The organism is Prevotella sp. lc2012 (assembly GCF_900107065.1).
Classification (GTDB): Bacteria; Bacteroidota; Bacteroidia; order Bacteroidales; family Bacteroidaceae; genus Prevotella.
In genome coordinates this window covers 1-13526 of the sequence record NZ_FNUF01000005.1, presented here as the reverse complement: position 1 = coordinate 13526, position 13526 = coordinate 1, and the positions used below count along the sequence as shown (strand labels likewise).

Sequence of the window (13526 nt, the reverse complement as noted above, 5' to 3'; positions counted from 1 at the left end):
TATTCTATGCTTCCATCAAAACATCTGAGCCACGCGACGGATGCCAGCCACCAGAATGTCGACCTCATCCTTCGTGTTATAAAGGGCGAAAGAGGCACGAACAGTTCCACTGATACCCAAGCGATCCATCAATGGCTGAGCGCAATGATGACCCGTACGAACTGCAATACCTAAACGATCAAGCAATGTTCCCATATCCAAGTGATGAATCTCACCCACATTGAAACTGACAACCGCATCTTTCTGCGACATATCCATAGGACCATATATCCTCATACCTTCAATGGTCTGAAGCTGTTCCATGCAGTAACGTGTTAACTCCTGTTCATGCTGTTGTATAACCTCGAAGCCTATGGAATCAATATAATCGATGGCCTTTGCCAATCCATGCGTTGCTACATAGTCAGGTGTACCAGCCTCAAACTTAAACGGTAGGCGTTCAAAGGTTGTTTTCTCCCATGTCACCTTATCTATCATCTCACCACCTCCTTGATACGGTGGCAGTTTCTCTAGCCACTGCTCCTTACCATATAGTACGCCAATGCCCGTAGGCCCATACATCTTATGTCCGCTGAAAGCAAAGAAATCACAGTCCAACGCCTGCACATCCACTTTAAAATGGGGCGCGCTCTGTGCACCATCCACCATCACAGGGATGTCATGTGCATGGGCAATCTTCACGATGTTCTCAATAGGATTCACAGTACCCAACACATTGCTCACGTGGGCAACACTTATCATCTTGGTCTTATCCGTAATAAGCGATTCCAACTGATCCAGACAGAGAATACCATCATCCGTAATAGGGATATGCCTAACGATAATCCCCCGTTTCATCGCCTGAAGTTGCCATGACACAATGTTCGAATGGTGTTCCATTTCCGTAACGATTACCTCGTCACCTGCTTGCATCTGCGATTCGCAGAACGAGTTCGCCACAAGATTTATCGCTTCCGTCGTTCCACGAGTAAAAACGATTTCCTCGACCTTCGAAGCATTGATAAAGCCACGTACCCTCTCACGAGCGGCCTCGTGCAAGTCGGTAGCCTGTTGAGACAGATAATGCACACCACGATGCACGTTCGCATTCACATTCATATACTCATCGCGCATGGCATCAAGCACACAGAGCGGTTTCTGTGTCGTCGCCGCATTGTCGAGATATACCAGTGGCTTACCATATACCTCCCTCGACAGGATCGGGAAATCTTCGCGTATCTTACCTATATTATACATAGTTATTTACAGAGTTTACAGCCGGAGCATTTGTTGAGTTCACCACGGAAACGTTTCTCCACCAGATGATGGAGACGGTCACGAAGTGGTTCGAGCTGCATCTTGTCAACGACCTCATTGATAAAGGCATTCTGGAGCAGTAACTTCGCTTCCTCGAGTGATATACCACGCTGACGCATATAGAAAAGCGCCGCATCGTTAAGCTGTCCGACAGTAGAACCGTGGGCACATTTCACATCGTCGGCATAAATTTCCAGCATCGGCTGGGTATACATCCGCGCCTGTTTGGTAGCAGTGAGGTTTTGATTCGTCATCTGCGAACTGGTCTTCTGCGCCACATGTTCCACAAGCACACGTCCGGCAAAGGCTCCCGTTGCCTCATCATCAAGTACATATTTATAGAGCTCGTTCGAGGTGCAGTGAGGCACTTTATGCATGATGAGCGTATTGTTATCTACATGCTGCTGTTTGTCGGCAATCACACAGCCATAGCACTGGCACTCGGCTCCCTCACCAGAAAACGTTAAATCAAGCTTATTACGGGTTATTCCATTATGCAGGGTGATAACATTATGGTTCACGCGGCTATTTGCCTGCTGATCGATATAGACATTGCTCACGCGGGCATTTTTAGCATGTGTCTCTTCCATACAATAGAGGTCAAGCGATGCGTTCTCCCCCACATAGGCCTCGATGACCTGTGTAGCAAGGAAGTTACGATCATCAGCCGCATGGTCACAGAAAAGCATCTTAATCTCGGCATGTTCCTCTAAGATGATGAGCACACGACGGTTTACCATCAAATCAGAGACCTGACGCTGAGCGTTCTGAGGAGTTGCCTTCAAGATATTGATAACCTGAATGGCACGATCGACCTTCACGTTCTTCGGTACATAAACCAGCATACCATCTTGCGCCAACATCGTGTTGAGAGCCGTAATGGCATCCTCGTTGGTTCTGGCTAATTTCGTGTAATACATAGCCACAAGATCTGGATAATCACGAAGAGAACCTATGATAACACCCTCAGGTAGATGCCCCTTAGGCTTGTCGTCGCGATAAAACATATCGTTCACCACGAAATAGAGGCTTGTACTCAGGTTAGGAACATCGCAACGAAAGGCCTCATAAGGATCGACAGGAATCTGGATACGACTCAGGTTGACACCATAGTCTGGCTCGAAGAGCTTCTGGATATTCGTGTATTTATAGCGTTCCACCTTCCTAGATGGGAAGCCCTGCTTACGGAAGTCTTCAAAGGCCTGCTCGCGCACAGCATTCATGGCATCAGTAGCATGAGAGAAAATCACCTCCCGTGCCTGCTCATATAACTCGATGTATTGTTTCTCACTCGGAGTATTCATCATTCTCAATTTTCAATTCTCAATTAAGATTACTCCTCACCTATTTCCTCCTTAATCCAATCATAGCCATGCTCCTGAATCTGAACAGCGAGTTCAGGACCACCAGTCTTCACGATGCGTCCCTGATAGAGTACATGGACAAACTGTGGCTTAATCATCTCCAACAGACGATCGTAGTGAGTAATGACGATACAGGAGGTCTCCGGTGTCTGAAGTTTGTTCACGCCCTCAGCTACAATGCGCATGGCATCGACATCAAGACCGGAATCGGTCTCGTCGAGAATGCTCAACTTCGGCTCAAGCATCGCCATCTGGAAGATCTCATTGCGTTTCTTCTCGCCACCGCTGAAGCCCTCGTTCACGGAACGGTTTGCCAACTTAGAATCGAGCTCCACGATCTTACGCTTCTCACGTTGCAGTTTTAGGAACTCAGCCGCGTTCATGGGCTCCAAGCCCTGATACTTTCGTTTCTCGTTGATGGCAGCCTTCATAAAGTTGGTCATCGAGACACCAGGAATCTCTACTGGATACTGGAACGAGAGGAACAGGCCCTCATGAGCACGATCCTCCGGTTTCATCTCCAACAGATTCTTACCATTGAAATACGCCTCACCCTCTGTCACCTCATAGAGCGGATTGCCCACGAGCACCGCACTCAGCGTAGACTTACCAGAGCCATTGGGGCCCATGATAGCATGCGTTTCACCATCGTTAATCACGAGATCGATGCCCTTTAATATCTCTTTATCACCAATCTTGGCGTGTAGATTTCTTACCTCAAGCATTATTTTACCTTTTATATTTTTACTCTTACCCTACCGTACCTTCTAATGACACAGACAACAGTTTCTGGGCCTCGACGGCGAACTCCATGGGGAGCTTTTGAAGCACTTCCTTTGCATAACCGTTGACGATAAGTCCCACAGCCTGCTCAGTAGGAATACCACGCTGATTGCAGTAGAACAACTGATCCTCAGAGATCTTTGAGGTTGTTGCTTCGTGCTCGAAGATGGCCGTGTCGTTATGTACATCCATATAAGGAAAGGTGTGAGCACCACAATCAGAGCCCAACAGCAGCGAGTCGCACGACGAGTAGTTACGAGCATTATCAGCAGTAGAGGCCGCTCTGACCAGTCCTCGGTATGAGTTCTGCGAATGACCAGCAGAGATTCCCTTTGAGATGATGGTCGACTTGGTGTTCTTGCCGATGTGAATCATTTTCGTACCCGTATCAGCCTCCTGGTAGTTGTTCGTCACTGCTACTGAATAGAACTCTGCCTGAGAGTTGTCGCCTCGCAAGATACACGAAGGGTATTTCCATGTGATGGCAGAACCTGTCTCCACCTGCGTCCATGAGAGCTTCGAGTCCACACCGCGCAGATCTCCTCGCTTCGTCACCAGATTAAGCACACCACCCTTGCCATTCTCGTCACCAGGATACCAGTTCTGAACAGTCGAATACTTCACCTCGGCGCGATCCTTCACGATAATCTCGACAATAGCAGCATGCAACTGGTTCTCGTCACGCATCGGAGCCGTACATCCTTCCAGATAAGACACATAAGCATCGTCGTCGGCAATAATCAATGTGCGCTCAAACTGTCCCGTATTCCTTGCATTGATACGGAAGTAACTGCTCAGTTCCATCGGGCAGCGCACGCCCTTGGGGATATACACAAACGATCCGTCGCTGAATACAGCCGAATTGAGAGCTGCAAAGAAGTTATCTTTGTAAGGCACCACCGTTCCTAAATACTGCTGCACAAGATCACCATGCTCCTTGATAGCTTCACCGATAGAGCAGAAGATGACACCCTTCTCACGCAGTTTCTCCTTGAAGGTCGTCTTCACCGACACCGAGTCCATAATAGCATCGACAGCCGTATTACCAGAAAGTGCCAACCGTTCCTCAAGAGGAATACCCAACTTATCGAACGTCTTCTCAAGCTCAGGATCGATCTTCCCGTCGCCGGCAGGTTTCTTTGCCATAGGGTCAGCATAATAGCTGATGGCCTGATAATCGATGGGAGGCACATGCACATGTCCCCACGTAGGCTCCGTCTGCTCCTTCCAGTAGCGGAAAGCCTTTAAGCGGAACTCGAGCATCCACTCGGGTTCCCCCTTCTTAGCAGAGATGAGCCGAACGATATCCTCGTTCAGCCCCTTCTCTATAATCTCCGTATGTACATCCGTGGTGAATCCGAACTCGTATTTCTGTTCAGCCACCTGACGGACAAACTCATTCTTCTTTTCTTCCATTAAAGTTTCTGTTCTACCTCAATCTCGGTGAAGGTCTCAAGGATATCACCTGCCTGGATATCGTTGAAGTTGACAAGTGAGATACCACACTCCAGACCCGTCGCCACTTCCTTCGCGTCGTCCTTATAACGCTTCAGGGCATCGATCGGAGCCGTATGGATGACAATACCATCGCGCACCACACGAGCCTTATCCTTGTTGTGAACTTTACCCTCGGTCACCAGACCACCGGCAACAGTACCCACCTTCGAGATCTTGAACACCTGCTTCACCTCAATCTCGCCAGTGATGATCTCCTTCTTCACCTTGTCGAGCATACCCTGCATTGTCGACTTTACATCATCGATAGCATCGTAGATGATAGAGTAAGTGTTGATCTCGACACCCTCGCGCTCTGCAGCACGACGGGCATCAGCAGAAGGACGCACCTGGAAACCGATGATGATAGCTTCAGAAGCCGATGCCAACATAACATCGTTCTCCGAAATCTGACCCACAGCCTTGTTGATCACGTTCACCTGAACCTTCTCAGTAGAGAGTTTGATGAACGAATCGCTGAGAGCCTCGATAGAACCGTCAGTATCACCCTTTACAATGATGTTCAACTCATGGAACTCACCAAGAGCAATACGATGTGACAACTCGTCGAGACCAAGCTTCGTCGTGGTACGCAAGCTCTGCTCACGCTGCAACTGGATACGCTTGTTGGCAATCTCACGAGCCTCCTGCTCTGTCTCCATCACATGGAAGGAATCACCAGCAGTAGGTGCACCGTTCAGACCTAGGATGATAGCGGGCTCAGCTGGTCCTGCCTGTTCGATACGCTGGTTACGCTCATTGAACATCGCCTTGACCTTACCCCAAGCTGTACCTGCGATAACGACATCACCCACCTTGAGTGTACCATTTGACACCAAGACGGTCGACACATATCCACGTCCCTTGTCGAGTGACGACTCGATGATAGAACCAGTGGCCTTACGATTAGGATTAGCCTTCAGGTCAAGCATCTCGGCCTCAAGCAGCACCTTCTCCAGCAGTTCGTCGACGCCCATACCTTTCTTGGCAGAGATCTCCTGACACTGGTATTTTCCACCCCACTCCTCAACGAGCAGGTTCATGTTGGCCAGGTCCTCACGGATCTTATCAGGATTAGCACCCGGCTTATCGATCTTATTAATAGCAAAAACCATCGGCACATTGGCTGCCTGTGCATGGGCGATAGCCTCCTTCGTGGTAGGCATCACCGAGTCATCGGCAGCAATGATGATAATGGCGATATCAGTCACCTGGGCACCACGGGCACGCATAGCTGTGAAGGCCTCATGACCCGGAGTGTCAAGGAAGGTAATCTGACGACCATCCTTCAACTTCACGTTATAGGCACCGATATGCTGTGTGATACCACCAGCCTCACCGGCGATCACGTTCGTGTTACGGATAAAGTCGAGCAGAGAGGTCTTACCATGGTCCACATGACCCATCACTGTCACGATTGGCGCACGACTGATCAGATCGTTCTCGTCGTCAACCTCCTCTGTGATGGCTTCCTGCACCTCGGCACTGACATACTCTGTAGTGAAGCCGAACTCCTCGGCCACGATATTAATGGTCTCTGCATCAAGACGCTGGTTGATAGACACCATGATGCCGATAGACATACAAGTGCCGATAACCTGATTAACACCAACGTTCATCATGGTAGCAAGCTCTGATACAGTCACGAATTCGGTCAGTTTAAGCACCTTGCTCTCTGCTGCCTGTGACTCCATCTCCTCCTGCATGCGCTCTGCTACGGCATCACGCTTCTCACGACGGTACTTGGCACCTTTCTTATTCTGGTTCTTTGAAGTCAGACGGGCCAGTGTCTCCTTCACCTGACGAGCAACAGCCTCGTCGTCCACCTCCAACGGCTTCACGGGACGGTTCTTTTTCTTGTTCTTACCGCCCTGCTGACCATTATCCTGGAAGTTCTGGTTTCCACCCTTGCCCTTGCCTTTCTTGTTCTTGTTACCGTTGTCCTGGCTCTGGTTTGCAGCCGATTCGATATCGACACGTTCCTTACCGCCATGGATACGTTCGCGCTTACGCTTCTCACCATTAGCACCGTGCATCTGAGCCTGTTTCTCCTCACGCTCCTTGCGACGCTCCTCCTTAGACTTCTTCTTCGGACGGGTGCTCTGGTTCAGAGAATCGAGGTCAATCTTTCCCACCACATTGAGATTGGGTCCCTTCTTCTGCTCTGTTCTCAACTTGAAGACAGAAGAGGCGGCCGACTCAGAAGGCTCCGCGGTAGCCGTTGCAGCCGAGGTCTCCACCACCTCAGGAGCGGCAGACTCAACCACCGGCTCGGGCTCTGTCGTTACGACAGGCTCAGCGACGGGCTCAGGCACCACTTTCACCTCCTCTACCGGCTCGGGCTTCGAGACAACAGGCTCACTCTTAGGAGCCTGAGGCTCTTCTTTCTTGGCAGCCGGTTTCCCGACGGTACTCAGGTCGATCTTCCCTAGCGGTGTGAACGTCTGCCGAGACTCCTCCTTTTTCTCTACTACCGGCTCGGCATGGAACTCCTTCTTGGGTTTCTCTTTCTTCTTCGGGAAAATCATCCCTGCCTGGGCCTTCACGTCTTTATCACCCTTGAACTCCTTGACAAGCGCCTCATACTGCTCGTCAGAGATCTTGGTGTTGACGTTTGCATCGTCCTTGATCTCGCCCAGGCTCTTCTTGGTCTTCAGAAAGTCAACGGCTGTCTGAAGTCCAATATTCAGTTCTGTTAATACTTTATTTAATCTGACTCCCATTTATTCGAATTGAAAAATGATAATTGATAATAGATAATTACTCAAACTCTGCACGGAGCACGCTCAGCAGATGGTCGACGGTCTCCTCCTCCAAGTCGGCCTTCTCGATCAGCATCTCACGCGGAGCGTTGAGCACAGCCTTCGCTGTGTCAAGACCGATAGCCTTGATGGCATCGATCACCCACTGGTCTACCTCATCAGAGAACTCGTCCAGATAGATATCCTCGTCGGCCTCATTCTCGTTAACCACACGGAACACGTCAATCGTGTATTCTGTCAACATGGAAGCCAGTTTGATGTTCATACCGCCACGACCAATGGCCAGCGACACCTCCTCGGGCTGGAGATAGACCTCAGCCTTACGGTTCTCCTGGTCGAGGGTGATGCTTGACACCTTGGCAGGACTAAGCGCACGCTGGATGAACAACTGTACGTTCGACGAGTAGTTGATCACATCGATATTCTCATTACACAGCTCGCGGACGATACCGTGTACACGGCTACCCTTCACACCGACACAGGCACCTACCGGATCGATACGCTCATCGTAGCTCTCCACGGCCACTTTCGCACGGTCACCTGGCATACGGGCCACCTTCTTGATAGTGATCAGGCCATCGTTGATCTCAGGCACCTCAGCCTCCAGCAGACGCTCGAGGAAAACAGGGCTGGTACGCGAGAGGATGATACGGGGGTTGTTGTTCTCGTTCTGCACCTCCTTCACAATGGCACGGATCGTCTCACCCTTACGGTAGTTGTCCGCAGGGATCTGCTCACTCTTCGGCAGATGGAGCTCATTACCCTCATCGTCCATCAGGAGCACCTCACGCTTCCAGATCTGGTACACCTCACCGCTGACCACGGTGTTCACCTTGTCCTTGTACTTCTGATAGAGAGAGTCATGCTCAAGCTCCAGAATCTTTGAGGCCAGTGTCTGACGGAGGTTCAGGATGGCACGGCGGCCGAACTTAGCGAACTCTACTTCCTCACTCACTTCCTCGCCCACCTCATAGTCGGGCTCGATTTTCTGTGCATCAGTCAGGGAGATCTCCTTGTTCTCGTCCTGCACATCACCATCGGCCACAACGATACGGTTACGGTGAATCTCGAAGTCGCCCTTATCAGGGTTCACGATCACATCGAAGTTCTCGTCAGAGCCAAACAACTTAGCGATAACATTGCGGAAACTTTCCTCCAGCACGCTCACCAGTGTTGTACGGTCAATGTTCTTGGTCTCTTTAAATTCCTGAAAGGTCTCGATCATCGAGGGGCCTTTCACATCTTTCTTAGTTGCCATTACTTTATATTGTTTTATTATTCTTCTTTCAGTCTCCTTACTTAAAGGTGAGGAGGTACTTCGCATACTTCACCTCGTCCATCGAGAAGGTCTTATCCACATCAACTAAGACGGGACGTTTCTTCCCTTCCTGCTTCTGCTTCTCCTGCACAGTAACGGTAAAATTCTTGCCGTCAACCGATTTCAGGACGCCCTGTATCTTCTTGCCATCCTGTCCGAGCACTTCCACCGTGTCACCGATATGGTTCACGTACTGCTGCTCTACCTTGAACGGCTGCCCCAGGCCGGCACTGCCCACCTCGAGTTCAAAGTCCCCAAGCTCGTCACCCAGACGCTCCTGCAGGAACCTGCTCAGCTCCGCACAATCCTCAATCCACACACCGTCGGCATGGTCAATCTCAATCACGATTCTCTCATCAGCACCGAAGTTGATGTCTACCAAGAAGTAGTCGTTGCCCTGCAACCACTCTTCCGTCAATACTTGAATAGTTTCCTTATTAATCATCTAATACTTATTAATATCGAAAATGAGAGACTCCTCCGAGCCTCTCATTCCGCTGAACGGGTGCAAAGATAAGCATTTTCCCGTTAACTGCCAAATATTTAGCTGTTTTTTATGCTATCACACTGTAGATTTCTCTCATTTTCGGCTGAAAAGTGATATTTCCTGCCAACTTTTCCCCAATTCCGATAATCGACGAGGTTTCCTTTTTCTTCTGCGGAGCAAGTATCTTCTTGTATTCCTCAGGACTCTTCAGCACACGGATGGCTTCCTTCAACTGTTTGTCGTAACCAAGGCTTGCCTCAATAGCACCAGCCTGATAATAGTAAGCAGAGATAATCTCCGACTCCACGATCTGACGAAGCGTTTGCTCATAACGATCCAAGGCGAAAGCCACATCGTGGCTGAGCTTCGTCTCCAACTCGTCAAAGGCCGCTTTGGCATCATCGTAATAGCCCTCAAACTTCGCCGTCTTCACCAACTGCTCGAACTGCTTCCTGCTGACAGGATCATACGTAAATCCGCTCTTGATAACACGCTCCTTGAATGCCTGCCATTCGGCATCAGTCAGATGGAACTCCGCCGGAGAGGCTATCGTCGGATGCTTGGCGATATAGTCAACCACATAGTCGAACATCACCTCCGTCGAGTCCTGTCCGCTAGCGGAAAGATAGAAGGCAATATTAGGAATCGTGTCGGCTCTCAGCTCCACATCAGGCATGATACCACCACCATCACGCACCTCACGACCATTTTTGGTATAGAAGACCTTTGTCAGTGAGTCGGGGATATGCTCACGATAACCACCACTACCCTTCTTATAGTTAATCGCCTGGATACAACGCCCACTCGGGATATAATATTTTGAGGTCGTCACCTTCATGTTCGTGTTATAAGGCAGGTCGATAGGGACCTGTACCAGACCTTTCCCGTATGTGCGCGTACCTAATATGACTCCTCTGTCAAGATCCTGAATGGCACCACTGGTAATCTCACTGGCCGAAGCCGTCTCACTATTGACAAGCACCACCATCGGCATCACCGTGTCGAGCGGTTCCATCCTCGTCTTATACTCCTTACTGGCCTGTTTGATCTTTCCTCGGTTATCCACGACAGTGATACCCTTCGGTAGCCAGAGGTTCAGGATGTCGACAGCCTCCTGTTCCGAACCGCCACCATTACCGCGCAGGTCGAGCACCAATGAGGTGGCCCCTCGCTTCTTCAGGTCGATAAAGGCACGGCGCACCTCTTTCGCGCAACCCTCAGTAAACTGGTTCAGATTGATATAGCCGACTGTACTGTCCTGAATACCATAGTAAGGCAGCTCCGGCAGTTTGATATTTCGCCGGGTAATCTTAAAGTTCATCATCTTACCCGTCGAGGGGCGCATCACCTTCAGCAGGAAGCTCGTCCCCGGCTCCCCCCTCAGATGGTCGCTGACATACCCCACGGGCTTATCGGTCATCATCGAGTCATCGATACTCAGGATCACGTCACCCTTCTTCAGACCAGCCTCGGCGGCCGGCATACCAGCATAAGGCTCATCGATTACGATACGGTCCAACTTCTGATGCTTCCGGATCAGTGCGCCGATACCTGCATACTTACCCGTCAGCATCATCTTCAAGTTCTTCGTCTCGTCCTGGGCATAGAACTCCGTATACGGATCCAGACTGGCGAGCATCGCAGCGATACCCGTGCCAATCGTCTCCTTTGGGTTCAGCGTGTCCACATACAGCAGCTCCAGGTTCTTGTACACCTGATTGAAGATATCCAGATGCTTCGCCACTTCGAAATTGTGATCCTTGTTATTCTGTGCAGAAGCCGTCGACGTGACAGTCAGCAGCAACAGCAAAGGCAAGATATATCTTTTCATATTCTTCTTTGTATTTAATTACAACTGCAAAATTAAACGATTCTCTCCACAAATTACTCTTTTTCCTCCCATTTTTGCAAAAAAATAAGGGTTCTTTGAATTTTTTCGCTGAAAAGTTTGGTAGTTTCAATTTTTAGCCGTACTTTTGCACCCGCTTAACAGCAAAACCTGCTTCAGTAGCTCAGTTGGTTAGAGCACCTGACTGTTAATCAGGGGGTCGTTGGTTCAAGCCCATCCTGAAGCGCCTTAGAAAGAGTCCTGTAAATCGATGATTTACGGGACTTTTCTTTTTCTCACGTTTCAAAGTTGCACCCATTTTGCACCCATTTCTAATCATTCTTATATCGGTTTTTCAACAAAACGTGGATAAGACTGCTGGATTTTCCGTATCTTTGCACTGAATATTGTAACGAAATAAGAAAGAATGACAGATAAATAAAAAAAATGGCGTTTCCATAAAAAAACAATGTATCTGAAGTGTCTTACATATAGATGTGCCCAATAAGCGGGGTACAAAAATGAATAGACTGATATGTTTGAACAGAGAAAACTTGAAAATTGCGATTCAGCGAGTGCCAAGCAAAGTCGCTTGGAGCTGACTGAGCGTAAGCAATTCATCGAACAGCTTTTCCGCCAGAACTACAGCGAGATGATTCATCTGGCCAGAGTCTTGTTGGGTAATGACGAAGAAGCTGAGGACGTGGTGCAGGACATCTTCTTGCGAATAGCAGACAGCGACATTCCACCCCAGAATGACCGTTATCTGCTGACCGCCGCACGCAATGCCTGTCTGAACAGAATCCGACAGATGCGGATACACGACAGAGTAAAGGGATTGATGCCCATAGAAGATGAAGCCGACCTTCAACCTATTGACAAACGGTTGGAACGAATTGACGACATCGCTGCTTACGTGGACGAGCAAGTGGAGGAACCTCATCGCAGCATCTTCCACCTCCGTTTCGACGAAGACTTGACCGTAAGCGAGATTGCCCGTCGACTTGGCTTGAATCCCAATACCGCCTACAAGTATCTCATACAGACCATTCAGCGTATCAGACATCACTTCGAGAAACATTAAACTAACAATAACAATGGAAACGATCAACGAAAACATTCGTCAGCTACTGGAAATGCTCGACAATCCCGATGCATACACCGATCAGGAAATCCAAGACATCGTCAACCGTGACGACGACACCCGCGAGACCTACCGCCTCATGGTAGAAGCCAAGCGTAGCAGCCGCCATCGCCAGAACCAAAAGCCTGTCGATGTAGATGTCGCCTGGCAGAGATTCAATCAGAAGCTTCAGCCTAAACAGCAGAGGTATGGCTGGATGAAGATCGCCGCCTCTTTCATCGGTGTGCTCCTTGTCTCAGGTATTACCTTTGCAGCCATCCACATTGTGCGAATGGCTAGCGCCCCCCAACCACAGACTATGCAGGCAGAACAAACCCCATCTGCCATGCCTGCTCCAGCATTACCGACAGATACCATCAAGACGGACACTGTATCCAATGTACAGCCTATTGTTTTCGACAATATTACATTGGATAAGATGTTGCCGCAGATTGCTGCCTACTACAACAAAGAGGTGGAATTCCAAAATGCCGATGCCCGCCAATTCCGTTTCTATTTCGTATGGAAACAGGAAGAGACACTTGAAGCCGTATTGCATCGACTCAACCTTTTCGAGAGCATCACCGTGGAACTGAAGGATAACAAGATAATAATAGAGTAAGCCATGAAAAGAATCATATTTATGCTTGTCTGCTGTCTCATCTTTACAGGAGTGCAGGCCCAGAAGATTACGCAAGAATACAATAACATATCGCTCAGCGAGGCTCTGCGCCAACTGAACGAGCAGACCGAGGAATACACCATCAGTTTTCTCTACAACGAACTGGAGGACTTCCGTATCACTACTTCGGTACATCGTAAGAGCGTTCCAGATGCCATCCGTCAGATGATTGGCTTCTACCCCATCCGCATGAGTGTTGAGCCAGGGATTACAAATCCCAACCAACAGGAAGTCATCGTCGAGTGTCCGCAGAAGACAGCCCCTAGATACAAGGGGAACATCATAGACGAGCAAGGCCAGCCCGTAGCCTACGCTAACATTGCCCTGCTCTCATCTCAGGACTCCACGCTCATCACAGGTGGCGTATCGAACGAGAGTGGTCTCTTCGT

11 protein-coding genes and 1 tRNA gene are annotated in these 13526 nt (G+C 49.4%); 4 read left to right on the top strand and 8 right to left on the bottom strand.

Going from position 1 to position 13526, the window contains the following annotated elements:
• Positions 1 to 15: 15 nt before the first annotated feature.
• The 8 genes from BLU99_RS09955 to BLU99_RS09920 all read right to left on the bottom strand — a co-directional run bounded on the left by BLU99_RS09955 (position 16) and on the right by BLU99_RS09920 (position 11335).
• Entirely contained in the window at positions 16 to 1236 is a 1221-nt protein-coding gene (locus BLU99_RS09955; RefSeq protein WP_091901662.1) for an aminotransferase class V-fold PLP-dependent enzyme, read from the bottom strand.
• Between the two features lie 2 nt (positions 1237 to 1238).
• Positions 1239 to 2603: a Fe-S cluster assembly protein SufD gene (gene sufD / locus BLU99_RS09950; RefSeq protein WP_369807720.1), complete on the bottom strand. Its 1365-nt coding sequence runs from the start codon at positions 2601 to 2603 to the stop codon at positions 1239 to 1241.
• A gap of 26 nt (positions 2604 to 2629) precedes the next feature.
• Positions 2630 to 3385, bottom strand: a complete 756-nt coding sequence (sufC, locus tag BLU99_RS09945; protein ID WP_091901660.1) for a Fe-S cluster assembly ATPase SufC — start codon at positions 3383 to 3385, stop codon at positions 2630 to 2632.
• A 25-nt stretch (positions 3386 to 3410) separates the two neighbouring features.
• Positions 3411 to 4859 (bottom strand): Fe-S cluster assembly protein SufB, encoded by a 1449-nt coding sequence (sufB, locus tag BLU99_RS09940; RefSeq protein WP_091901657.1) that lies wholly within the window; start codon positions 4857 to 4859, stop codon positions 3411 to 3413.
• The gene (gene infB, locus BLU99_RS09935; RefSeq protein WP_091901654.1) at positions 4859 to 7660 is read right to left on the bottom strand and encodes a translation initiation factor IF-2; all 2802 of its coding nucleotides are present in this window, start codon (positions 7658 to 7660) and stop codon (positions 4859 to 4861) included. The genes sufB and infB overlap by 1 nt, the downstream gene beginning before the upstream one ends.
• Positions 7661 to 7697: 37 nt before the next feature.
• Complete coding sequence (gene nusA / locus BLU99_RS09930) at positions 7698 to 8957, bottom strand: transcription termination factor NusA (RefSeq protein WP_091901652.1); 1260 nt, start codon at positions 8955 to 8957, stop codon at positions 7698 to 7700.
• 37 nt (positions 8958 to 8994) lie between these two features.
• Entirely contained in the window at positions 8995 to 9462 is a 468-nt protein-coding gene (gene rimP, locus BLU99_RS09925; RefSeq protein WP_091901649.1) for a ribosome assembly cofactor RimP, read from the bottom strand.
• 109 nt (positions 9463 to 9571) lie between these two features.
• Complete coding sequence (locus tag BLU99_RS09920) at positions 9572 to 11335, bottom strand: S41 family peptidase (RefSeq protein WP_091901647.1); 1764 nt, start codon at positions 11333 to 11335, stop codon at positions 9572 to 9574.
• Between the two features lie 170 nt (positions 11336 to 11505).
• On the opposite strand from BLU99_RS09920, the gene BLU99_RS09915 reads away from it, so the two are divergent.
• From BLU99_RS09915 to BLU99_RS09900, 4 genes are all read left to right on the top strand, one after another.
• Positions 11506 to 11579, top strand: a tRNA-Asn gene (locus BLU99_RS09915).
• 288 nt (positions 11580 to 11867) lie between these two features.
• Complete coding sequence (locus tag BLU99_RS09910; RefSeq protein WP_091901645.1) at positions 11868 to 12416, top strand: RNA polymerase sigma factor; 549 nt, start codon at positions 11868 to 11870, stop codon at positions 12414 to 12416.
• A 13-nt stretch (positions 12417 to 12429) separates the two neighbouring features.
• Positions 12430 to 13077 (top strand): DUF4974 domain-containing protein, encoded by a 648-nt coding sequence (locus BLU99_RS09905; RefSeq protein WP_091901643.1) that lies wholly within the window; start codon positions 12430 to 12432, stop codon positions 13075 to 13077.
• A 3-nt stretch (positions 13078 to 13080) separates the two neighbouring features.
• Positions 13081 to 13526: carboxypeptidase-like regulatory domain-containing protein (locus BLU99_RS09900; protein WP_144006128.1), on the top strand; the 446-nt coding region annotated here is incomplete at its 3' end.

Coding starts and splice junctions, on each gene's coding strand:
- infB (WP_091901654.1), bottom strand. CDS start 7,660: ATGGGAGTCAGATTAAATAAAGTATTAACAGAACTGAATATTGGACTT.
- sufC (WP_091901660.1), bottom strand. CDS start 3,385: ATGCTTGAGGTAAGAAATCTACACGCCAAGATTGGTGATAAAGAGATA.
- BLU99_RS09955 (WP_091901662.1), bottom strand. CDS start 1,236: ATGTATAATATAGGTAAGATACGCGAAGATTTCCCGATCCTGTCGAGG.
- BLU99_RS09920 (WP_091901647.1), bottom strand. CDS start 11,335: ATGAAAAGATATATCTTGCCTTTGCTGTTGCTGCTGACTGTCACGTCG.
- rimP (WP_091901649.1), bottom strand. CDS start 9,462: ATGATTAATAAGGAAACTATTCAAGTATTGACGGAAGAGTGGTTGCAG.
- sufB (WP_091901657.1), bottom strand. CDS start 4,859: ATGGAAGAAAAGAAGAATGAGTTTGTCCGTCAGGTGGCTGAACAGAAA.
- BLU99_RS09910 (WP_091901645.1), top strand. CDS start 11,868: ATGTTTGAACAGAGAAAACTTGAAAATTGCGATTCAGCGAGTGCCAAG.
- nusA (WP_091901652.1), bottom strand. CDS start 8,957: ATGGCAACTAAGAAAGATGTGAAAGGCCCCTCGATGATCGAGACCTTT.
- sufD (WP_369807720.1), bottom strand. CDS start 2,603: ATGATGAATACTCCGAGTGAGAAACAATACATCGAGTTATATGAGCAG.
- BLU99_RS09905 (WP_091901643.1), top strand. CDS start 12,430: ATGGAAACGATCAACGAAAACATTCGTCAGCTACTGGAAATGCTCGAC.